We start from the raw sequence: 19,722 nt of genomic DNA, 5'->3' as shown, positions 1-19,722 counted from the left end.
AAAAAAATCCACAGAGTTCTTCTGTGGATTTTCATTTATGTCTGGGCGTATGAAATTAAAAAGAGAATTGATAAACGTTCCCGCCTTCACTCTTTGCTTTTTCATCACCTATTAATACTGTGCTATCATTTAGAAATACGATCGCTTCCTTCTGAGAATTATGATTCAGCGGAATTTTCTGTATTTTAGAAGAACCAAAATCGTCCGCATTAAATCCGGTAAGAACATGAACATTTTTATGGGTAAGCAACACGATTTTATCTTTTGTAGTATTGATCGTTGCCGATGTAATCGCTGCATCACTATATCCTCCCTGAAGTTTTAAAGTACCTATCAATTTAGCTTCAAAATCGCCTTCTTTATTGGGAACTTTAAAAACCAAAAACGTTCCGTCAAATCCTTTACTCCTGTTTTTGGTAAAAAGATAAAAGTTACCGTCCATTTCCACAAAAGCTTCACAATCGTACAGTAAATTGGATTTTTTAGGCGGAAATTCCGTTTGTCCCTCGTAATGAAATGTTGTGGTCTGTACAACTTTAGTTGTTTTCTGCGTTGGATCCTGCAGATCGGTTTTTAAAATAGCCAGATCTCTCCTGTCATTATCATTATTTCCGAAATCCCCGATATAAATATTCCCCTGAGTATCGGATATAATATCTTCCCAATCTGTATTTTCAGCATTCTCTACAGGTACTTTCGCAATCATTTCTCCTTTATCATTAAGGCCGTACACTGCGTTTTTATTACCTCTGTCTTCGATGACCCAGATTGTTTTTTTATCTTTCGACAATGCAAAACCTGAAACTTCCTTTAATTTTTTAGGAAATGAAAATTGTACTTCCAGGTCACCGTTTTTACCCGGTGAATTCTGAGCTTTTGGATTACAACTCAGCAAAAAAAGAAAAGGTAGCATAAGAAATCGTAACATTTTATTTATTTAAAAGTTTAAACTGAAAATAAGAAGCATTAATCATTCCAATCAGGAGTTGCCGGACAAGAGTTTTGCCTTTTCCCAAAGGACATCCATCTCTTCCAGTGACATGTCGGCAAGTTTTAATTCTTGCTCATCCGCCATTCCCTCCATCTTCTGGAATCTTGAAATAAATTTCAGATTGGTTCTTTCCAATGCAGAATCCGGATTGAGACCTGAAATTCTGGCATAATTAATCAGGGAGAAAAATACGTCTCCAAGCTCCTGCTCCTTTTTTTCCGGATCAGTTTCCGCATGAAATTCCTGAATCTCCTCATCCACCTTTTTCCAGGCATCTTCGGCATCGCGAAATTCGAAACCGATTCCTTTTACTTTGTCCTGGATTCTATAGGCTTTCACCAAACTTGGCAGACTCTTCGGAACACCTCCCAGAATAGATTTGTTCCCTTCCTTAAGTTTGAGTTTCTCCCAATTCTGTTTTACTTCTTCTTCATCTTTCACCTGGGTATCTCCATAGATATGAGGGTGTCGGAAAATCAGTTTTTCGTTGAGTGAATTGATCACATCTGCAATATCAAAACTTTCTTTTTCCGAACCTATTTTAGCATAAAAAACCAGATGAAGTAAAACATCGCCTAATTCTTTTTTTATTTCCTGTAAATTGTTCTGCAGAATGGCATCGGATAGTTCATAAGTTTCTTCAAGAGTCAAATGGCGCAGGGACTCCAGGGTTTGCTTCTCGTCCCAAGGGCATTTCTCACGAAGATCATCCATAATATCGAGTAATCTTCCGAAAGCTTCTAGTTTTTCCTGTTTCGTGTTCATAATAATGGGAAATTCAATCTATACAAATGTAAGGGTTATTCGGGCATCATTACAAACGTTGGGAGTAAAAGTTGCGGAATGCAGATTCAATCTTTGGGTATCATCAATAATGCTGCTGCCAACAAAAAACCTCATCATTTCTGACAAGGTTTTATATGGTGAATACAGCAAAGAATTATCCTTTTTTAGTGTGTGTACTTTTCGGAGCTGATTTTGCTGCTGAAGTCGCTTTTACTTTTGGAGCAGCAGGTTTTTCTGCCTTTGGAGCTGCTTTTTTAGCTTCCTTTTCGATGCTTACTTCCTCTGCAGGTTCTCCTTCCAAAGTTTCAGGTTCTGCTTTTACAAAGCTTTCAGGAGTGATATATCCTGCTTTCTGAAGAATGTTGTACCACTGGGCCAGCTTTTTGATATCAGAAGAATACACTCTTTCTGTATCATAGTTAGGAAGTGAAGCCAGCATAAAGTCTTTTAACTCTGCATCTGAAGATTTGTGAGAGATCGTTTCTTTATAATCGTTGTTTTTAGCAATATTTTCAAAAACTTCGAACAAAGGAACTTCTTTTTCAAATGTAAACATGGCAATATTATCCAGTAAGCTTACCTGGCTTGAATTTCCGATGCTTACTTTTTTCTTGTTGGTAACATCTTCAATAATGAATCCGTTTCTTAATTGAGAAACTAATTTGAAAAGTCCCGGTTTTCCGGAAATTGAAATTATTTTTTCTAACAGCATAATTTTATTTTTTGTAAATTTTGCAACGAGCTTAAGCTTTTGCTTTTTATTATTTCTTTTAATCCTTGTTTACATTATTTTGGGAATCTCATCTTATAGCCGATATTTACATCGCCCTGAGAAATCTTTGTCAGTTTCCCTTTTACCAGTTTCTTTTTTAATGCACTTAAATGATCGGTAAATAAGATCCCTTCGATATGGTCGTATTCATGTTGAATTACGCGGGCTCTAATATCGGAAAAAGTTTCTGTATGTTTCACAAAATTTTCGTCATAATATTCAATAACGATTGTCCCTTTCCTTTTTACATCTTCTCGGACATCCGGAATAGAAAGACAGCCTTCATTAAATTTCCATTCTTCACCTGATTCTTCAAGAATTCTGGCATTGATAAAAACTTTTTTGAACTCTGCCAACTCATCTTTGATATCTTCATAATCCTCATCTTCTGCAAGAGGTGTTACATCGATTACAAACAGACGAATATCCAACCCGATCTGTGGCGCAGCAAGACCTATGCCATTGGCGCTGTACATCGTTTCAAACATATTATCTATCAATTCCTGTAATCCGGGATAATCTTTGTCAATATCTTTACCCATTTTTCTTAAAACAGGATCCCCAAAAGCTCTTATCGGTAATATCATCTTACTCTTTGTTCTAAAAAATTCTGCAATATGATGGTTGCACTTACTTTATCTATTAATCCTTTTTCCTGTCTCTTTTTCTTGGTTTTTCCACTTTGTGAAATAAAAAAGGAGGCCATTTTGGATGTAAATCTTTCATCAAAACGATGGACTGCAATATCCGAAAATTCTTTTTTAAATTCTTCAATGAATTTTAAAATATCGGTTTCCACCTCGGAAATATTTCCTTTCAAATCTATGGGAAGCCCAATCACTACCTCATCCACCTTATTTTCATTAAAATATTTTTTCAAAAATTCAATCAAAATTTTGGTTTCCACAGTGTCCAGACCACTGGCTATAATCTGCATGTCGTCGGTTGCAGCAATGCCACAACGTGCCTTTCCATAGTCTATTGCAAGGATTTGTCCCATAATTTTGCAAATTTACTAAAATTTAATGATTTTATTCATAACGCAGTTTTTTTATATAAATCATGTTTTATTCCATTATTTTTTTTATAATTTTAATCTTCCAAAAAACAATTATATGAAGAGACTCATCCTCGTAAGACATGCAAAGAGCGACTGGCCGGAAGAAACGGAGGACTTTGACAGACCTTTGGCGGACAAAGGTTTGGAGGACGCTATGAACATGTCCAGATTCATGAAAAATAATCATATTTCAATTGATCATTTCGTATCCAGTCCTGCGGTACGAGCGCTGAACACCTGCAAAATTTTCAACCAGGCCTATCAGCTGAACTGTTCTACGGATCAGAAATTATACAATCCATCGGAAAGGAGTTTTGAGTCTGTCATTTACGATCTGGATGATAATTTGAGTTCTGTAGCTTTTTTTCTCCATAACAATGGAATTTCCAATTTTGCCAATTCCATTTCTGAAGATATTTTCCATTTTCCCACCTGCGGAGTTGCCGGTTTTGAAGTAGACTGCAACTCATGGTCCGAATTTGACGGAGCAAAGAAAAGACTTCTTTTCTTTTATGAACCCGGAAAAATATAAAACGGGCTTTAGCCCGTTTCTATTGAATTATTTTTTTCTCAGATCCAGATCATCAAAATCAAAGCTAAAATCAGTAACCCCGGAAATAGCCTTCAGCTTTGCAGATTGTGCCTTCCCGGTTTCATCGTAATCAAAAATGATATACGCATCTGCATCATAGCTTCTGTCGTCCCATTTTATGATGAAAGAATTATTGGAAAACGGAAGCAGCTCTCCTTTTAACCTTGGTGAATTTTTACACGAAAGTCTGTACGTATTTCCCTGGCGGGCAATGTCCACATCACCAAACCATACATCGTTGTACGTTCCTACAAACTGTTCTGCTTTAGGCTGAAGCGTCTTTTCTTTTTTAAAAGCCTCTGATTTTGCAAAAGCATCCTTCTTTTCTTTATCGTAGTCAGCGTTGATTTTAGACATTCTTTCACCATATGTTTTCAGCCAGTTTCTGTCTGCTACTCCCAGATAAGAATCTTTCACGGTGTTGGTAATGGTATTGAAAGCAGCCCCGGACTGCTGATTGGTTAAAACAACAATTCCCAGTTTCATATCCGGAATCAGGGTAAACTGCGTCACTGTACCAATCAATCCACCCGTATGCTGTACCTGTTTGTGACCTTTTACATCGCTTAAAAACCATCCTAATCCATATCCGTAAAAACTGGTATCATATGGATTTTTGGCAGCTACTCTATCAGGAATCTGAAGGCTCCACAATTGTTGGGCATTCTTATCTGACACCAGTTTTTTACCGTCTTTCGTGGTAAAATTATTCATCAGACATTCTGCCCAGGTCGTCATGTCTTTGATATTACTCATAATTCCTCCTGCAGCATTACCTGTTTCATTCCAGTCATGAGGAACTGCTACAGCCTTTCCATCTACCGGAGCATGAGCATCTATTTTATTGATTGCTGCTTTAGCCCTGTTATAACTGCCAAAACTTGAATTCATCCCTACCGGTTTCATAATTCTCTGTTCAATAAATTCTGCCCAACTGAGTCCCGAAATTCTATGGATCACTTCGCCCGCAACAATGAACATGATATTATTATAATCAAGCTTTGTTCTGAAAGGATTTTCAGGCTTAAGGTACCTTACATTGTGTACAATATCATTCACTGTCAGGCTACCCCCTTCAGGAAAAAACATCAGATCTCCCTGCCCCAGCCCTAAACCGGCTCTGTGCGTAATCAAATCCTTGATCGTTATATTTTGAGAAACGTATGGATCATACATCTGAAATTCAGGAATATATTTTGAAACTTTATCGTCCCAGCCTAGCTTTCCTTCATCTGCAAGAATAGCCAGTGCTACACAGGTAAAACCTTTGGAATTGGAGGCTATACCAACCAGGGTATTCTCATCCATTGGCTGTTTGGTTGTAAGGGAGCGTACTCCGAACCCTTTGGAATAGGTTACTTTTCCATCTTTAACAATTCCTACCGACATTCCGGGAACATCGAAAGTTGTAAGGGTGTTTTGGATCAGCTCATCCAATTTTTTCTCTTCAACCTGAGCATTCACTACCCCTACAGTTAAAAGAAAAATGAAAAAAGAAAACTTTTGTTTCATTATTTTATTAATTTTCTCAAATTTAGTAAATATTGATCTTAATTTTGCACAGTTAAAAGTTTACTTACATTACGAACCATCAGTTTTGTTACCTATGAAAAAGTCCATATGTATTTTCCTGTTATCCTTTTTTGCCATCAGTTTTGTAAAAAGCCAGACCAAGGTTTCAAATCCTTTACTGCTGCAGACCTGGAAGCTCATCAGCCTGGATACCTATATTTACACTTATGAAAGAAGAGATGTTTCTGACAACAAAAGCTATGGAATCAGATTCAAAGAAAATGGAAAACTACAGGGAAGTTTACCGCGCCCGGGAAGTGGAAATGGCAATCCTGAAGATATCAGCAATAAATCATTACGATTCGAACGTTACACAGGTGACTGGAAAAAAACTTCGGACAGTACACTTACCATCACCTTCCCTTCCAACGCAAGCATGAATGGTCATTTTATTATTTCAAGACTGACCAGCACTGAATTAAAACTAAGAAAGCTTTTCGATCCTAAAACAGAAAAGAAAATGGATTCTATCCGCAGAGAGAGAAACATTCTTGATTAATCTCTGAAAAAATCTCCTTTAATCATCAGCCCGTAAAAATTAATTTTATTCCAGCTTCTTTATATTTGCAGAATAAAAGCATTAAAAAATGGCATTGAACCGATTATTGGCTTTCTTCATCCTGATGATAAGCAGTAATTTATATTTTTCCCAGAACGTTACCATCAAAGATGATAAAGTTTTACTGGACGGCAAACAGATCTTAAAAGCAGAAAAGCTCAGTCTTGCTCAATATTCTTTTTTCTCCATGAAGAATGACGATGAGATTTTGATGTACAAATACATGGATAATGAAACTCCAAGCTATGTAAGTGATGATTATTTCATTTTAAATTTTCTGACTGAAAAAGTAAAAGTAGAATCCGGAGATCTGGGAAAAGTTTCCAACTTTATGAACTCAAGAAAAGGGATGGAAAAGATCATAAGATGGCTACTGAAAGAAAGAGTTATTAACCAGGACGGTGAGCTGAATTCTGACCGTTTGGCTGTCTTCAAAGAGAAATACGACGAAAATATTACCGCCAGAACCCTTAGATAATGACAAAGATTCTCCTCCTATCCGACTCCCATTCGTATATAGACGACCGCATTCTGGAATATGCTTCACAGGCAGATGAAGTCTGGCATTGCGGAGATTTCGGAAGCATGGATGTGATTGAGCTGCTTGAAAAAATAAAGCCTTTACGAGGAGTATACGGCAATATAGATAATGCCAGAATCCGTGCTGAATTTCCGGAAGTGAATCGTTTTTTTTGTGAAAAGCTGGAGGTTCTGATGATCCATATTGGTGGATATCCCGGTAAATATACCCCGTTAACAAAGAAAGAAATCTCTGAAAAAGCTCCGAAATTATTTATTTCCGGGCATTCTCATATTTTAAAGGCGATGTACGACGACAAAAATAATATTTTGCATCTCAACCCGGGTGCATGTGGGAAACAAGGCTGGCATAAGGTAAGAACTATGATGCGTTTTGTAGTAGATGGTGAGGAAATAAAAGATCTGGAAGTAATAGAGCTAGGTCCAAAAGTTTAAAGCCGTGACAGGTCAAGTTGGTAATTCAAAGCAGGCAAAAAAATGAAAATCGGGGATACCGTTTCTGTAGTAGATGAAGATTTAAGCGGAGTCGTGACTTCCGTGAAGGGGAATATTGTTGTCTTTAAGGATAATTATGGTTTTACCCACCAATATCCAAAAGAAAAACTGGTACCCAAAAATGCGGAGTTGTATGAAAATATAAGGGTGGTAAAAAAAGCAGAGCCCAGAAAAATAATTTCTAAAAAACATCAGAAAAATCATTTGGTTTTGGATCTGCATTTTCATAATTTGGTAAAGAATCCTGATGACTATGATAGTTTTGAAAGACTCTTCATTCAAAAGGAAAAATTAATAGAAGTATTGGAATTCTGCAGGAAAAATAATTTAAAGAGACTTGAGATTGTTCATGGTATTGGTGACGGAACCTTACAGAGAATGGTTCGCGATGTTCTGGAAAGCCAGGTGAGCATTGATTTTTATAATAAGGAAATACTTCACCATCAATCAGGTGCGGTAATGGTAGAATTTCACTAAATTTGCAGCAATTGAATTATGAACGTACTTAATTTACTTTTTACCAAAGACGGGTTGATTTATCAGATTGTAAAAAATAAAAGCATTCTGGAAGAAAAATCGTATTTCGTTACTGAAGAAACCCCGGCCAACCTTATCGATGATAAACTGGATGAAGTCCTTATCAAGCAACGTTTTGATGAGATTCAGGTGGTTTCGGCATTTAATCATTTTACTCTGATGCCTGAAGGTTTTTCTGATCACGACGCGGGTTTTGATCTTATTGCTTACAATGCTCCTGCTGACAAAGAGAAGGAAGAGCTGATGCTTTCTATCAACAAAAAATTCAATATTCAGTTTTATTATACTTTTCCTAAAAACTATTATAAAAAAATAAAGGAGCTGGCGGTACCGGTACACTTTAATTTTTCCGGAGAAAAGTTTTTAAACTCTGTCAACAATAAAAACAATAAAGAAATCCACATCAATCTTTATCATAACCAGTGTGAATTTTTTGCGATTGATAACAAAAAAATCATCCTTTATAATAACCTTGATGTGAACTCAGAAGTTGATTTCCTCTACTTCATTATGTTCACATTGAGCAAGATCGGTTTTGGAATTAATGAAACCAGCTTTTATGCTTACGGTGAAACAACGGAGAATGAAACGTTCATTTCCGAGCTCCAGAAATTTGTTAAAAACCTGAAAATTGTTTTTGACAACGTTCCTAATAAAAATTTTATACTTAATTAAGGGATAAAGGATCACGAAAGAAAAGATACTTTATAAAACAAATAATTGTAGCTTTTCTACAACCTTTTACCTAAACCCTAATAAAAATATGTTCAGAATCATATCCGGCAAATGGAAAGCCAAAAAAATAGCCGCTCCTAAAAACTTTGATGTAAGACCTACTACAGATTTTGCGAAAGAAGCTTTATTCAGCATCCTGGAAAATAAATACGATATGCAATCGATTTCCGTTCTTGATTTGTTTGCAGGGATTGGTTCTATTTCGTTAGAACTGGCTTCCAGAGGATGCCAGGATGTGACGTCCGTAGAGATGAATCCGAAACATACGGCATTTATCAATTCTACAGCTTCAGAACTTGATATGGCACTTCAGATCAATGTACAGAGAGGTGACGTATTCGACTGGCTTAAAAAATTCAGGAATAAAAAATCTTTTGAAATTGTCTTTTCTGACGCCCCTTTTGAAATGGAAGAAAAGAAGTATTATGAGCTTATTTCCTTAGTACTGAATAATAAGTACTTAAAAGAAAACGGAGTGCTCATTGTAGAACACCAGAGCCGAATGAAACTGGAGCATCCCAATCTGACCGATACCCGAAAATACGGAAATGTAAGTTTCAGTTTTTTGAACCTAATAAACAAGATAATCAGGAAATTTAATTCCTGATTATTTTTTTTGACAGTTCAGGTGATCCTTCACCCCATTTTGTAATCGCTTCTAAAACAGGGAGCAGAGTTTTTCCCAATTCTGTCAGTTCATATTCAACCACCAATGGAGGTTTTTCCGTAAAAACGGTTCTGCTTATTACGTTGTCGTCTTCCAATTGTTTAAGCTGCAGACTTAATGTACGCTCAGTAATCGTAGGAATTGACTTTCTCAATTCATTATATCTTTTCGCACCATCGATCAGATGATGCAAAATCACTGCCTTCCATTTTCCGCCGATAAACCTCATTGTAACACTGGTACAGCAAGGGTATGACTTATTATCTATTGTATACATTTTTATACTATCATTTTTAACCGTTATTGCAAAGTTATTAAACTTAAATTAATTTTGTAACTATAAAAATGATAGTATAAAATTATGAACTTTTTAGATCAAATGAAAAAAAGGTATACTGTAAAGAAGTATAACCCTCAGGGAGTCATCAGCAAGGAACAAATCCACCAGCTGAAAGAAATTCTTAACCTTAGCCCTTCTTCCATCAATAGCCAGCCATGGAATTTTATTTTTGTACATGAACCGGAAGTGAAGGCGCAATTGGGAGAAAAATCTTATTTTAACAAGGAAAAGGTTTTGGACAGCAGCTATATTATTGTATTCCAGGTCATAAAAAACATTGAAAAATTTGAAAAACAAATTGAAGAAACCCTTTCGGAAGGTAATATTACCTATTACAAAACCATGGTGAAACCTAAGGGTGAAGCAGCCGTAAAAGCCTGGTTAAGACATCAGGTATATCTGTCGCTGGGAGTATTTCTTTCTGCCTGTGCAGCAATGGGAATAGATTCTACCCCGATGGAGGGAATTGAACCTGAAGAATACGACAACATCCTTCAGAATGTTGAATATGAAACACTTTTTGCCGTAGCTATCGGTGAAAGACATATTACAGATGCGAACCAGCCTCAATTCAACCCTAAAGCAAGATTGCAGGCTGAGAAAGTGATTCTGGAAGCATAATTTTAAGCGCAGGTCTCACAATTTTTTTCACAAGAAATATATAGTAATACTCTCGCAGATTATGTAGCAGATCATAAAACAAAAAATTCTGCGTAATTCTCGAAATCTGCGAGAAAAATTCTGAGAATAAAAATATCGAAGATAAAATACTGGGTCTTAAAAATGCAAAACTCAGAGCATTTGTGTCTTTGTCTTGTTCAACATATAATTATAATATTGAGATTGCTTCGCTACGCTCGCAATGACGAGGGTAAGAAATAAAAAAGTCTGCTTCTTTACGAGGCAGACTTTTTATTTTATAATACTTTCAGTTCTAAATCGATTGTTTTTCCAAAGAACTTTTTTGAAATTTTTTCAAAGTTTTTTGTCAGATCCGAAAGATAGAAATGATAATTAGGTTTCGGATTATGATCATTCAGCAAGTTATATTTATCCAGAATGATTTTCAGATGATTGGCCACAATATTGGGAGAATCGATTACCCGAACCCTGTTTCCGTAATATTGTTTGATTTCATCAATTAAAAGGGGATAGTGTGTACATCCTAAAATCAATGTTTCAATATTCTTTAATTTACTATTGCTGAGATAATTATAAATAATCGCATGGGTTATCGGATGATTCTTAAAACCTTCTTCAATGGCAGGAACCAATAATGGTGTTGCCAGCTCATCTACCTTGATCCATTTATTATGCTTTCTGATACTTTTTTTATAGAGTCCGGAATTCACCGTTGCTTTGGTAGCAATCACTCCCACGTTATTATGAATTTCATACGACACTTTTTCAGCAACAGGATTAATAACGTCAATCACAGGAACTTTACCTGCGACAGACTGCATAACTTCATTCAAAGCATTTGCGGTAGCCGTATTACAGGCAATCACAATGGCTTTACAGTTCTGTTCCAACAGAAAATTGGTAATCTTCGTGGAATATTCAATAATAGCATCTTTTGACTTCTCTCCGTAGGGAAGGTGTTTGGTATCTCCAAAGTAAATCAGGTCTTCAAGAGGAAGAAGTCTTTTAATTTCTTTAGCTACGGTAAGGCCTCCTACACCACTGTCAAAAATACCGATAGGCTGGCTGGATGAAAGATGCGAATAATCTTGTTTTTTAGTTTTCAAATGAACTGAAATTTTATACAAAAATAGTGAATTTTACGGTGTTAATATTGTACCGAAAAAAAATTATACAATGAATATATCCGATGCAATTCCATCAGCCATAAACCAATGTTTTTCGGGGATTTTCAGATGATCGTTTTCAATGATTAAAATTCCTTCGTCAATTTTGGATTTTATTTCGGTTTGAAAATGTTCTAATAATCTTTCCGGGAATTTGGCTGTTAAACTTGTAATATCTACTCCCCATATTGTGCGCAGCCCAATCATAATCATCTCATTAAACTGATCCTCCTGTGAAAGGATTTCTTCTTCTTTGGCAAGAATTTTTCCCGCCAGTTTTTTAATGTATTGCTGGTTGTTTGCTACATTCCAGCTTCTCACATCAAATCCATTGTAAGAATGTGCTGAAGGGCCTATTCCCAAATATTCCTGGTATTTCCAATAGGCAGAATTATGTCTGGAATAAAATCCTGGTCTGGCAAAATTGGACACTTCATAATGTTCAAAACCATTATCCTTTAAAAAATCTGAGAGGTAATAGAATTCTTTATTTTGTTCTTCTTCTCTGGGGCTTTTTACTTTTCCCTTGGAAATCCAGTTTTCCAAAGCAGTTTTAGGCTCAACCGTAAGGGCATAAGAAGAAATATGGGGAACTTCAAGAGCTATTGTTTTATGTAAATTTTCTTTCCAGATCTCCAGATTTGAAGTGGGAGAACCATAAATTAAATCTATGCTGAGATTTTCAAATCCAAAATCCTGGGCACGTTTTATAGAACTCTCCGCTTCTGAGGCATTATGCGCCCTGTTCATCAATTTCAGGTCTTCTTCAAAAAAGCTCTGAGTACCAATAGACAGACGATTGACAGGCGTTCCGGATAATTGCTTTAAAAAGTTTTTATCAAGGTCATCGGGATTAGCTTCCAGGGTAATTTCGACATCTTTTTCAAAACTGAAATAGCGCAAAACCTCATCTATCATGGAATTGATTTCATCAACAGATAGAATAGAGGGTGTTCCACCTCCGAAATACAGGGATTTTAAACTTTGGTTCTGTAATTCATTTTTTCTCAGCATAAGCTCTGTTTTCATGGCATTAAGCATTTCATCCTTAAAATTCAGAGATGTTGAGAAATGGAAATTACAGTAGCTGCACTTCTGTTTACAGAACGGAATGTGAATATATATCATAAAAAAAGCTCTGAAAAAATTCAGAGCTCAAATTTATTTAAATTAAATTGATTAATATCTATATCCTCTAACATTAATAAAGTTATCGAAGTTGTATCCAAGACCAATCATGAAACTGTTTCCACCATATGTCTGGATATCAGATAACCCAAGGTTATATGTAGCACCGATCATAAACTTATTGAATCTTACTTTTACAACCGGAGCGATTTCCAACTGCTGGCTGTCGAATCTGTTTTGAGCGGCTCTATAACTTACCCCGAAAGAGAACGCGTTAATTTCATTTTTGAAAGTCGCCATTAAGTTGTAATCCATTACTCTTGTTGAGTTGGTATTCAGGTTGATCATCGCTGCAGGCGTGATCATAATATTGTCTGCAATATGCCAGTTGTATCCTAAGTTTAAGAAAAACTTAATCGGAGAAGGCTCATAACCGTTTACAATCGGTCTGTCATTACCTAATGCAATATCATTTACAGATACACCCCCGAAAAGGTTTCTGTAAGTAGCAGCCAAACCAAAATTGGCATAAGCCATAAAGATATTACTTTGATCCCCTCTTACTAAAGGATCTCCCTGATCTTCTACGTTAATTTTCGAATAATCAAAATTTCTATTATACAAACTAACACTGGTACCAAACGAGAACTGATCTTTTCTGTCTCCTTCACTACTTAGAGGAATAAAATATGAAGCACCCACTGTAACACCTCCCGCAGATTCAGCTCCATTGCTGTCTCTGAACATGGTAAGACCGGCACCTACTCTATCGAATATGTTTGCATTGATTCCCACAGATTGAACATTTGGGGATTCGCTGAATTTTGAAAATTGTTTTTGATAAATGGCATTGAGCTGTACGTAATCTGTTTTTCCGTATTGAGCTGGGTTGAACAGGAAGTCACCATCCAAAAGATACTGTTGATAATATGGTAGTGATTCTTGTGCTTTGTATGCATTTGACAAAAGAGCTAAACATACGATAGCATATAGTTTTCTCATAACAAATCTTGATTTCAATTCAACAAATATAAAAAAAATCTCAATATATTTTTAGTTTTCTAAATAATTTCTCCATTTTTTTACAGCATCCTCCATATCTTTGGGCATTGGGCTCTCAAAATATAATTCCGTTTTAGTAGTAGGATGTATAAATCCCAGGGTATGGGCATGAAGTGCATGTCTTGGCAGAATTTCAAAGACATTATTGATAAATTGCTTATATTTTGGAAGATTTACTCCTCTCAGAGGGGTATGACCTTCATACCGTTCATCATTAAACAAAGTATGTCCTATGTGTTTGAAATGTGCCCTGATCTGGTGGGTTCTTCCCGTTTCCAGCTTACATTCTACCCATGTCATATATTTGAACCTTTCCAATACTTTATAGTGCGTAACGGCATGTTTTCCCTGACTTCCGTCTTCATAGACATACATTTGCATCCTGTTTTTAGGATGTCTTCCGATATGTCCTCTGATGGTACCTTCTTCATCTTTAAGATTTCCCCAAACAAAAGCCCAATACAGCCTTTTCGTAGTTCTGTTGAAGAACTGCTTGGCCAGAAAGCTTAAGGCATATTCATTTTTAGCAATAACCAAAAGGCCTGATGTATCCTTATCAATCCTATGAACAAGCCCTACCCTGTCGAGATCAGACTTTTGCCCGTTCTTTTCAAAATGATAAGCTAATGCATTCACCAGGGTTCCGTCCCAGTTACCATGTCCCGGATGCACTACCATTCCGGCTTCCTTATCAACAACAACCAGATCATCATCTTCATACACAATATTCAAAGGGATATCCTGCGGAATAATTACATTTTCCCTTGGAGGTCTGGTAAGCAGCACAGAGATCTGATCACCCGGTTTTACCCGATAATTCTGCTTTACCGCAACTCCGTTTACAATAACGTTTCCGGCCCTGCAGGTCTGTGAAATTTTATTTCTTGACGAATTCTGCCTGTGTATCAATAGAAACTTATCAATTCTTAACGGATCCTGTTTCGGGTCAACAGTGATATTAAGATGCTCATACAATCCCTTATTTTCTTCGTCTATATCGATATTTTCAATACTGTTGGAGTCTAATAACTCTTCATCTAAAAAATCTTCGTTATCTTCTGACATTGTTTTTGATTTTTATACAAAAGGCTTCAACATTTTCAGTTGAAGCCTATATTTTATTAGCATAGTGGCGTATTACTCTACGACTACTTTTTTCGCTTTTGGTTTTTCTGCCGGCTCTTTTGTAGCTGTAGAAGCAGGTTTATGTGCAGTTCCTGAAGTCTGACTGTTTCCGGTAGCTTTAGGCTTATCCGAAGTTGAACCAGCCGGTTTCGGGCTTGTAGTCTGAGCCTTTGGAGTCTCTGTTTTTACAGGTTCTGCCTTAGGGGTCTCTCTCTTAGGGGCAGGTGGCGGAGCTACCGGTGGTACATAGCTCGGCTCGGAACGAACTTCTTCGTATTGTACCGGTGGCAGAGAAGTATCTACTTTCATACGATAGATAGAATTCAACTGCTCCACCTTGGCTCTAAGCTCTGCCGGGGTTCTCTTACTTGCCCAAAGATCAATCTGCATTCCCTGATCACGGACATCTCCTGAGGCTGGATCCTGGTAATAAATAATATCAGACTCATCTTTATTCCCGTCTTCATGCTCTACCAACCCTACTTCAAACATACTTTTGGCAATAACGGCTCTGGCTTCTTTTACCGAAAGCCCTACTACGTTAGGAATTGAAATATTTCTCATAGGACCGGATCCTACTACTACATCGATCACAGAAAACCTCGGTAAACGTGCTCCCGGATTTACTGCATTTCCTTTATATAAAATTCTTAGAAGGGCATCTTTCTGAATACTCGGTTCATAAATAGTATCTCCGATTTTAAGACCAACCTGGTCTAATCTCTGGAACGCCAACCCTGAATATTTATTGATTACATCCGGTACAGCGATCTGAGCCCATGTTCTCGGATTTACTTTTAAACGAACTGTTCTTCCGTCTTTTACACGGGATCCCGGGGCAGGATAAATCTGCAGAACCTGAAATGGTCTGTATTTAGGATCATAATTCGCACTATCTACTTCATACTCCAGTCCTGTATCATCTAATATTTTAACTGCATCATGTACAGATTTATTGACTACATTGGGAACAGGAATTTCCTGACCGTGGTTAGTATGATATTCCAACCAACGAAATGTAAGCCATACCAGACCCACGAAAACGCCGATGGCTATTACTAAATTCAGTAAAACTTTCCAATTGAAAAGTGATTTAAGCATACTTAAAATTACTTTAATTACAACGGCAAATATAGCTAATAATTTTAGAATGGGCTTTTTATTTAACACAATTCATTTTTGATTTTAAAATTTCCTTATTTCCCGTATTGCATTACATAAAATGTTTAAATTTGCCTTAATTGATACTATATGGTTATGAACAAAAAAGTGTTGCCGTAGTAATGGGAGGCTATTCTGATGAATATGTAGTTTCTTTAAAAAGCGGACAATTGATCTATGATTCCTTAGACAGAAATCTGTATGATGTATATAAAGTAGTAATCCTTAAAGATGAATGGTATTTTTTAGACGAAAATGATAAAAAGTATCCCATCAACAGGGGTGATTTTTCAGTTACCTTAGATAATGGTGAAACATTGAAGTTTGATGTATGTTTCAACATCATCCACGGAACGCCCGGTGAAAATGGGATACTGCAGGCATATTGGGATGCAATAGGTCAGAAATACACAGGTTGCGGTTTTTACCAGAGTGCCCTTACTTTCAATAAAAAAGATACCCTTGCTGTATTGTCCAAATATGGAATCCCTTCTGCGAAAAGCATTTATCTGAGAAAAGGAGAGCACATTAACGTTGATGAGATCATTTCAGAATTAAATCTTCCTCTTTTTGTAAAACCTAACCAATCCGGTTCATCACTCGGAATTTCCAAAGTAAAAGAAAAGTCAGAACTGATTGCTGCTACGGAAATTGCTTTTAAAGAAGATGATGAAATCCTTATTGAAAGTTTCCTGAACGGTATGGAAGTTTCTGTAGGAGTGATCGATTTTAAAGGAGAAACAATTGTTTTGGGAATCACTGAAATTGTTCCTCAGAATGAATTCTTTGATTACGAAGCAAAATATGAAGGAGCATCTGAAGAAATTACACCGGCCAGAATTGATGAAGTAACGACAAAAAAAGTAGAAGAAATCGCGAAAAGAGCTTACAACTCACTGGGAATGAGCGGATTTTCAAGAAGCGAATTTATCCTGATGGCCGGAGTTCCTTATATGCTTGAAATGAATACTAACCCGGGATTCTCTCCTGCCAGCATTCTTCCTCAGCAAGCAAAACATTATGGAATTTCTATCATGGATCTTTGTGGAAATGAAGTTGAAAAAGCACTTAATAAATAATTCAGAAGTTCAATATAAACATAAGATCCATCGCTTTCTTATCGTTTTTGACTCAAACTCATAACTTGTACAACATGAAAATTGCTGTTTTCCCGGGATCGTTTGACCCGATTACCTTAGGACATTACGATATTATAGAAAGAGCGGCACCGCTTTTTGACAAATTAATTATTGCCATCGGACAAAATTCTCAAAAAAAATATATGTTCCCATTGGAAAAAAGAATGGAATTCATTCAAAATTCCGTGGCTGAATTTCCTAATGTAGAAGTAGATTATTTCGAGGGCCTTACGGTAGATTATTGTTTTGAAAAAATGCGCAGTACATTATCAGGGGACTTAGAAATCCTGCTGATTTCGAATTTGAAAAAGCAATCGCCCACACCAACAGAACCTTGGCTCATAAAAAACTGGAAACGGTATTCCTTCTGACATCATCCGGAAAATCTTTCATCAGCAGCAGCATTGTAAGAGAGATCATTAATCACGGTGGTGAATATGAGCTCCTGGTTCCGGATTCAGTAAGAGTCGAGAGATAAATAGATACGTAATGAGCAATCAGGAATGAATAATAATGATGTATATTGTGGTTGAAGAAATTGATAAAACCCGACTCTGACTTGAAATTATTGAAAGTTTAAATATATAAGTCCGGAAAATATTTTACATTTAAAAACAGAATGTGAAGAACTGATAAAATTATCTCAATTTAAATGGCATAATTTTTATTACTGATTGCTCATTATTCATTATTTATACCTTTATGCACGAACAGTTCAATTTCGCGATAGAAGTCCTCGGAACTATTGCCTTCTCCATGTCCGGAAGTTTTGCAGCCATGCAGAAGCGGCTCGATCCGTTTGGGGTGCTTATTATTGCCTTTGTGACTTCTGTAGGAGGAGGAACTGTAAGAGATCTTTTACTTGATATCCCAGTATTCTGGATGCATGATCTCCTCATGTGCATTTTAATCTTGGTGACCAGTATCTTTTCCATGGTATTTAAATCACTGGAAAAAAACTTTAAGGTTACCTTATTCATTTTCGACAGTTTCGGACTTGGCCTGTTTACCATTATCGGGATCCAGAAAGGATTGAATGTAGGCATACATCCGCTCATCTGTATTGGCTTGGGAACCATTACCGGATGTTTCGGAGGGATTATCCGCGATATTCTGCTCAACCGGATTCCTCTTATTTTCAGAAAAGAAATTTATGCTACAGCCTGTATTGTAGGAGGTGCAGCATTTTTACTGATGACCAAATACACATCTTTATCCTATACTTTCATTCAGATTTTTACAATTTTACTGATTGTAGGGATAAGAACTTTAGCCGTAAAATATCACTGGCAGATGCCAAAGTTTTACGGATATGATCAGACTTCTGAAATGTAGAAATATCTTTTAAAAATAAAAAAAGCACCTGTTTTTCTTTCAGGTGCTTTTTTATATTTATTTTTTCTGACTAGAAGAATTTTCCTCTGTTTCTCATATTCGGATTATGCATGTGCTTTTGCATAGATGGCATTTTCAACTGATCTTTCATCATTTTGATCTGATCAGTCATCATACCGGCACTGTCTAATCTTTTTGCTTCTTCCAGGAGTTTTTGTCCTTCCTGTTTTCTTCCTTTAGATATCGCTGCTGCTGCAAGGTTCAGGGTAGCCATAGCCCGGTCATGTTTCATATTCAGACCATATTCCAGCGCTTTTTTCATCAAAGGCTCTACTTTCGCCGGGTGATCTTGAGCTTGTGTTAATCCCTCTAAATAATGGAAATACCCATACTGAGATTTATGAAGCTGCCTCTGGTAATCTGTTATTTTTGTCAGCCATTCTGCAGCTTTCTCCATATTTTGTTTTCTTAGCTGCCAGAATGCCAAAAGGATATATTCATTTTTAAAGAAAAGCAGGATCGGAAATGCAGCCAAAAGAAACACAACAATTCCCCAACCAAGATTTCTTGTGAAAATCATCATATAAAGTCCTAATAAAATCAGAATTGCTGCTACTGCAATTTTTATGTACTTATTCATTTTTAAATTTTAGAAGTGCAAAGATAATAAATTTAAGCCTTAAAGTTCAAAAAGTCAATGGTGAATGGTCAATTCTCCGTGCTTGTCCGTTGCTGGTATCATCCGGAAATCACAATTTACCTGCAAAGCCAAATTTGATCTTGGACCTTTACTCTTCTTTTTTGTTTCTTTCAAACGTCTGGAAACAGAAATCATACATATTTTTCTCATCTTTTTCATGGCAGGTTTCATTCGTTTTTTTCCAGATTTTTCCGTCTATTTTAGGGAAGAATGTATCAGCTTCAAGATCAGCCTTTACAAGGGTAACTTCCAGCTTATCCACCATATCCATGGTCTGTTCATAAATATTTCCGCCTCCTATGATAAAGACTTCCTCATCAATTTTTTTAGCAAATTTTACAGCCTCTTTTATACTGCCCACAATAAGAATACCTTCTTCAAACCAGTCTTTTTTTCTTGAAACAACAATATTTGTACGGTTAGGAAGAGGTTTCCCAATACTTTCATAGGTTTTTCTACCCATAATTACAGGATGCCCGGAAGTAATATCTTTAAAATGTTTTAAGTCTTTAGGAAGATGCCAAAGCAACTGGTTTTCAAAACCAATTTCATTCTTCTCTCCCATTGCTACCACTATTGTTGTCATTCAAATATAATTTTTCACAAAATTAGCACATA

At 36.4% G+C, this 19,722-nt stretch carries 24 protein-coding genes and 1 pseudogene; 11 read left to right on the top strand and 14 right to left on the bottom strand.

Going from position 1 to position 19,722, the window contains the following annotated elements:
- Positions 1-55 precede the first annotated feature (55 nt).
- From H3Z85_11335 to ruvX, 5 genes are all read right to left on the bottom strand, one after another.
- Positions 56-928, bottom strand: coding sequence for a hypothetical protein (locus H3Z85_11335; protein QPQ50154.1), 873 nt, complete (start codon positions 926-928; stop codon positions 56-58).
- A gap of 51 nt (positions 929-979) precedes the next feature.
- A complete protein-coding gene (gene mazG, locus H3Z85_11330; GenBank protein QPQ50153.1) occupies positions 980-1,756 on the bottom strand; it encodes a nucleoside triphosphate pyrophosphohydrolase in 777 nt (258 codons plus the stop codon).
- Positions 1,757-1,931: 175 nt separating this feature from the next.
- Positions 1,932-2,489, bottom strand: a complete 558-nt coding sequence (locus tag H3Z85_11325) for a DUF5606 domain-containing protein (GenBank protein ID QPQ50152.1) — start codon at positions 2,487-2,489, stop codon at positions 1,932-1,934.
- A 74-nt stretch (positions 2,490-2,563) separates the two neighbouring features.
- A complete protein-coding gene (locus H3Z85_11320) occupies positions 2,564-3,136 on the bottom strand; it encodes a peptide deformylase (GenBank protein QPQ50151.1) in 573 nt (190 codons plus the stop codon).
- Positions 3,133-3,549 carry a Holliday junction resolvase RuvX gene (gene ruvX / locus H3Z85_11315; protein QPQ50150.1) on the bottom strand — a complete coding sequence of 139 codons (417 nt, stop codon included), beginning with the start codon at positions 3,547-3,549 and terminating at the stop codon, positions 3,133-3,135. Before ruvX ends, H3Z85_11320 begins: the two co-directional genes overlap by 4 nt.
- A 115-nt stretch (positions 3,550-3,664) precedes the next feature.
- On the opposite strand from ruvX, the gene H3Z85_11310 reads away from it, so the two are divergent.
- Positions 3,665-4,141: a histidine phosphatase family protein gene (locus tag H3Z85_11310; GenBank protein QPQ50149.1), complete on the top strand. Its 477-nt coding sequence runs from the start codon at positions 3,665-3,667 to the stop codon at positions 4,139-4,141.
- Positions 4,142-4,168: 27 nt separating this feature from the next.
- Here H3Z85_11310 and H3Z85_11305 read toward each other — a convergent pair whose 3' ends face one another.
- A complete protein-coding gene (locus tag H3Z85_11305) occupies positions 4,169-5,713 on the bottom strand; it encodes a serine hydrolase (protein ID QPQ50148.1) in 1,545 nt (514 codons plus the stop codon).
- A gap of 94 nt (positions 5,714-5,807) precedes the next feature.
- Here H3Z85_11305 and H3Z85_11300 point away from each other — a divergent pair, with 94 nt between their 5' ends.
- The 6 genes from H3Z85_11300 to H3Z85_11275 all read left to right on the top strand — a co-directional run bounded on the left by H3Z85_11300 (position 5,808) and on the right by H3Z85_11275 (position 9,246).
- On the top strand, positions 5,808-6,272 hold the full coding sequence (locus H3Z85_11300; GenBank protein ID QPQ50147.1) for a hypothetical protein: 465 nt from the start codon (positions 5,808-5,810) through the stop codon (positions 6,270-6,272).
- An 88-nt stretch (positions 6,273-6,360) separates the two neighbouring features.
- Positions 6,361-6,810, top strand: coding sequence for a hypothetical protein (locus H3Z85_11295; GenBank protein ID QPQ50146.1), 450 nt, complete (start codon positions 6,361-6,363; stop codon positions 6,808-6,810).
- On the top strand, positions 6,810-7,307 hold the full coding sequence (locus tag H3Z85_11290; protein QPQ50145.1) for a metallophosphoesterase family protein: 498 nt from the start codon (positions 6,810-6,812) through the stop codon (positions 7,305-7,307). Before H3Z85_11295 ends, H3Z85_11290 begins: the two co-directional genes overlap by 1 nt.
- A gap of 42 nt (positions 7,308-7,349) precedes the next feature.
- Positions 7,350-7,844: a Smr/MutS family protein gene (locus tag H3Z85_11285; GenBank protein ID QPQ50144.1), complete on the top strand. Its 495-nt coding sequence runs from the start codon at positions 7,350-7,352 to the stop codon at positions 7,842-7,844.
- An 18-nt stretch (positions 7,845-7,862) separates the two neighbouring features.
- On the top strand, positions 7,863-8,579 hold the full coding sequence (locus tag H3Z85_11280; GenBank protein ID QPQ50143.1) for a DUF3822 family protein: 717 nt from the start codon (positions 7,863-7,865) through the stop codon (positions 8,577-8,579).
- 88 nt (positions 8,580-8,667) lie between these two features.
- A complete protein-coding gene (locus H3Z85_11275; GenBank protein ID QPQ50142.1) occupies positions 8,668-9,246 on the top strand; it encodes an RsmD family RNA methyltransferase in 579 nt (192 codons plus the stop codon).
- Here H3Z85_11275 and H3Z85_11270 read toward each other — a convergent pair.
- Positions 9,236-9,583 carry a helix-turn-helix transcriptional regulator gene (locus H3Z85_11270; protein ID QPQ50141.1) on the bottom strand — a complete coding sequence of 116 codons (348 nt, stop codon included), beginning with the start codon at positions 9,581-9,583 and terminating at the stop codon, positions 9,236-9,238. The genes H3Z85_11275 and H3Z85_11270 overlap by 11 nt on opposite strands.
- 84 nt (positions 9,584-9,667) lie before the next feature.
- On the opposite strand from H3Z85_11270, the gene H3Z85_11265 reads away from it, so the two are divergent.
- Positions 9,668-10,267 (top strand): nitroreductase family protein, encoded by a 600-nt coding sequence (locus H3Z85_11265; protein ID QPQ50140.1) that lies wholly within the window; start codon positions 9,668-9,670, stop codon positions 10,265-10,267.
- 296 nt (positions 10,268-10,563) lie between these two features.
- Here H3Z85_11265 and H3Z85_11260 read toward each other — a convergent pair whose 3' ends face one another.
- The 5 genes from H3Z85_11260 to H3Z85_11240 form a co-directional block, all read right to left on the bottom strand.
- On the bottom strand, positions 10,564-11,394 hold the full coding sequence (locus H3Z85_11260; protein QPQ50139.1) for a glutamate racemase: 831 nt from the start codon (positions 11,392-11,394) through the stop codon (positions 10,564-10,566).
- Positions 11,395-11,457: 63 nt separating this feature from the next.
- Positions 11,458-12,582, bottom strand: a complete 1,125-nt coding sequence (gene hemW, locus H3Z85_11255; GenBank protein QPQ50138.1) for a radical SAM family heme chaperone HemW — start codon at positions 12,580-12,582, stop codon at positions 11,458-11,460.
- 51 nt (positions 12,583-12,633) lie between these two features.
- Positions 12,634-13,584 carry a PorP/SprF family type IX secretion system membrane protein gene (locus tag H3Z85_11250; protein ID QPQ50137.1) on the bottom strand — a complete coding sequence of 317 codons (951 nt, stop codon included), beginning with the start codon at positions 13,582-13,584 and terminating at the stop codon, positions 12,634-12,636.
- 51 nt (positions 13,585-13,635) lie between these two features.
- Positions 13,636-14,709 (bottom strand): RluA family pseudouridine synthase, encoded by a 1,074-nt coding sequence (locus H3Z85_11245; protein ID QPQ50136.1) that lies wholly within the window; start codon positions 14,707-14,709, stop codon positions 13,636-13,638.
- A gap of 72 nt (positions 14,710-14,781) precedes the next feature.
- The gene (locus H3Z85_11240; GenBank protein QPQ50135.1) at positions 14,782-15,870 is read right to left on the bottom strand and encodes a PASTA domain-containing protein; all 1,089 of its coding nucleotides are present in this window, start codon (positions 15,868-15,870) and stop codon (positions 14,782-14,784) included.
- Between the two features lie 182 nt (positions 15,871-16,052).
- Here H3Z85_11240 and H3Z85_11235 point away from each other — a divergent pair, with 182 nt between their 5' ends.
- From H3Z85_11235 to H3Z85_11225, 3 genes and pseudogenes are all read left to right on the top strand, one after another.
- Positions 16,053-17,009 carry a D-alanine--D-alanine ligase gene (locus H3Z85_11235; GenBank protein ID QPQ53878.1) on the top strand — a complete coding sequence of 319 codons (957 nt, stop codon included), beginning with the start codon at positions 16,053-16,055 and terminating at the stop codon, positions 17,007-17,009.
- A gap of 74 nt (positions 17,010-17,083) precedes the next feature.
- Positions 17,084-17,547 (top strand): annotated as a pseudogene (gene coaD / locus H3Z85_11230) (pantetheine-phosphate adenylyltransferase).
- A gap of 224 nt (positions 17,548-17,771) precedes the next feature.
- Positions 17,772-18,404, top strand: a complete 633-nt coding sequence (locus H3Z85_11225; GenBank protein ID QPQ50134.1) for a trimeric intracellular cation channel family protein — start codon at positions 17,772-17,774, stop codon at positions 18,402-18,404.
- 70 nt (positions 18,405-18,474) lie between these two features.
- On the opposite strand, the gene H3Z85_11220 is transcribed toward H3Z85_11225, so the two are convergent.
- Together H3Z85_11220 and H3Z85_11215 are read right to left on the bottom strand one after the other, a co-directional pair.
- Positions 18,475-19,044 (bottom strand): tetratricopeptide repeat protein, encoded by a 570-nt coding sequence (locus tag H3Z85_11220; GenBank protein QPQ50133.1) that lies wholly within the window; start codon positions 19,042-19,044, stop codon positions 18,475-18,477.
- Between the two features lie 148 nt (positions 19,045-19,192).
- Entirely contained in the window at positions 19,193-19,690 is a 498-nt protein-coding gene (locus tag H3Z85_11215) for a dihydrofolate reductase (GenBank protein QPQ50132.1), read from the bottom strand.
- Between the last annotated feature and the right edge of the window lie 32 nt (positions 19,691-19,722).

It is taken from the genome of Chryseobacterium indologenes (genome assembly GCA_016025055.1).
Classification (GTDB): Bacteria; Bacteroidota; Bacteroidia; order Flavobacteriales; family Weeksellaceae; genus Chryseobacterium; species Chryseobacterium indologenes.
This window is presented reverse-complemented; position numbering and strand designations above follow the sequence as displayed.

What these genes read in the sequence shown, in the direction of transcription:
- H3Z85_11305 (QPQ50148.1), bottom strand. Translation starts at nt 5,713, where the DNA reads ATGAAACAAAAGTTTTCTTTTTTCATTTTTCTTTTAACTGTAGGGGTA.
- H3Z85_11310 (QPQ50149.1), top strand. Translation starts at nt 3,665, where the DNA reads ATGAAGAGACTCATCCTCGTAAGACATGCAAAGAGCGACTGGCCGGAA.
- hemW (QPQ50138.1), bottom strand. Translation starts at nt 12,582, where the DNA reads ATGATATATATTCACATTCCGTTCTGTAAACAGAAGTGCAGCTACTGT.
- mazG (QPQ50153.1), bottom strand. Translation starts at nt 1,756, where the DNA reads ATGAACACGAAACAGGAAAAACTAGAAGCTTTCGGAAGATTACTCGAT.
- H3Z85_11270 (QPQ50141.1), bottom strand. Translation starts at nt 9,583, where the DNA reads ATGTATACAATAGATAATAAGTCATACCCTTGCTGTACCAGTGTTACA.
- H3Z85_11320 (QPQ50151.1), bottom strand. Translation starts at nt 3,136, where the DNA reads ATGATATTACCGATAAGAGCTTTTGGGGATCCTGTTTTAAGAAAAATG.
- H3Z85_11300 (QPQ50147.1), top strand. Translation starts at nt 5,808, where the DNA reads ATGAAAAAGTCCATATGTATTTTCCTGTTATCCTTTTTTGCCATCAGT.
- H3Z85_11325 (QPQ50152.1), bottom strand. Translation starts at nt 2,489, where the DNA reads ATGCTGTTAGAAAAAATAATTTCAATTTCCGGAAAACCGGGACTTTTC.
- H3Z85_11245 (QPQ50136.1), bottom strand. Translation starts at nt 14,709, where the DNA reads ATGTCAGAAGATAACGAAGATTTTTTAGATGAAGAGTTATTAGACTCC.
- H3Z85_11225 (QPQ50134.1), top strand. Translation starts at nt 17,772, where the DNA reads ATGCACGAACAGTTCAATTTCGCGATAGAAGTCCTCGGAACTATTGCC.
- H3Z85_11290 (QPQ50145.1), top strand. Translation starts at nt 6,810, where the DNA reads ATGACAAAGATTCTCCTCCTATCCGACTCCCATTCGTATATAGACGAC.
- H3Z85_11240 (QPQ50135.1), bottom strand. Translation starts at nt 15,870, where the DNA reads ATGCTTAAATCACTTTTCAATTGGAAAGTTTTACTGAATTTAGTAATA.
- H3Z85_11285 (QPQ50144.1), top strand. Translation starts at nt 7,350, where the DNA reads ATGAAAATCGGGGATACCGTTTCTGTAGTAGATGAAGATTTAAGCGGA.
- H3Z85_11220 (QPQ50133.1), bottom strand. Translation starts at nt 19,044, where the DNA reads ATGAATAAGTACATAAAAATTGCAGTAGCAGCAATTCTGATTTTATTA.
- H3Z85_11235 (QPQ53878.1), top strand. Translation starts at nt 16,053, where the DNA reads ATGGGAGGCTATTCTGATGAATATGTAGTTTCTTTAAAAAGCGGACAA.
- H3Z85_11295 (QPQ50146.1), top strand. Translation starts at nt 6,361, where the DNA reads ATGGCATTGAACCGATTATTGGCTTTCTTCATCCTGATGATAAGCAGT.
- H3Z85_11250 (QPQ50137.1), bottom strand. Translation starts at nt 13,584, where the DNA reads ATGAGAAAACTATATGCTATCGTATGTTTAGCTCTTTTGTCAAATGCA.
- H3Z85_11275 (QPQ50142.1), top strand. Translation starts at nt 8,668, where the DNA reads ATGTTCAGAATCATATCCGGCAAATGGAAAGCCAAAAAAATAGCCGCT.
- H3Z85_11280 (QPQ50143.1), top strand. Translation starts at nt 7,863, where the DNA reads ATGAACGTACTTAATTTACTTTTTACCAAAGACGGGTTGATTTATCAG.
- ruvX (QPQ50150.1), bottom strand. Translation starts at nt 3,549, where the DNA reads ATGGGACAAATCCTTGCAATAGACTATGGAAAGGCACGTTGTGGCATT.
- H3Z85_11265 (QPQ50140.1), top strand. Translation starts at nt 9,668, where the DNA reads ATGAACTTTTTAGATCAAATGAAAAAAAGGTATACTGTAAAGAAGTAT.
- H3Z85_11215 (QPQ50132.1), bottom strand. Translation starts at nt 19,690, where the DNA reads ATGACAACAATAGTGGTAGCAATGGGAGAGAAGAATGAAATTGGTTTT.
- H3Z85_11335 (QPQ50154.1), bottom strand. Translation starts at nt 928, where the DNA reads ATGTTACGATTTCTTATGCTACCTTTTCTTTTTTTGCTGAGTTGTAAT.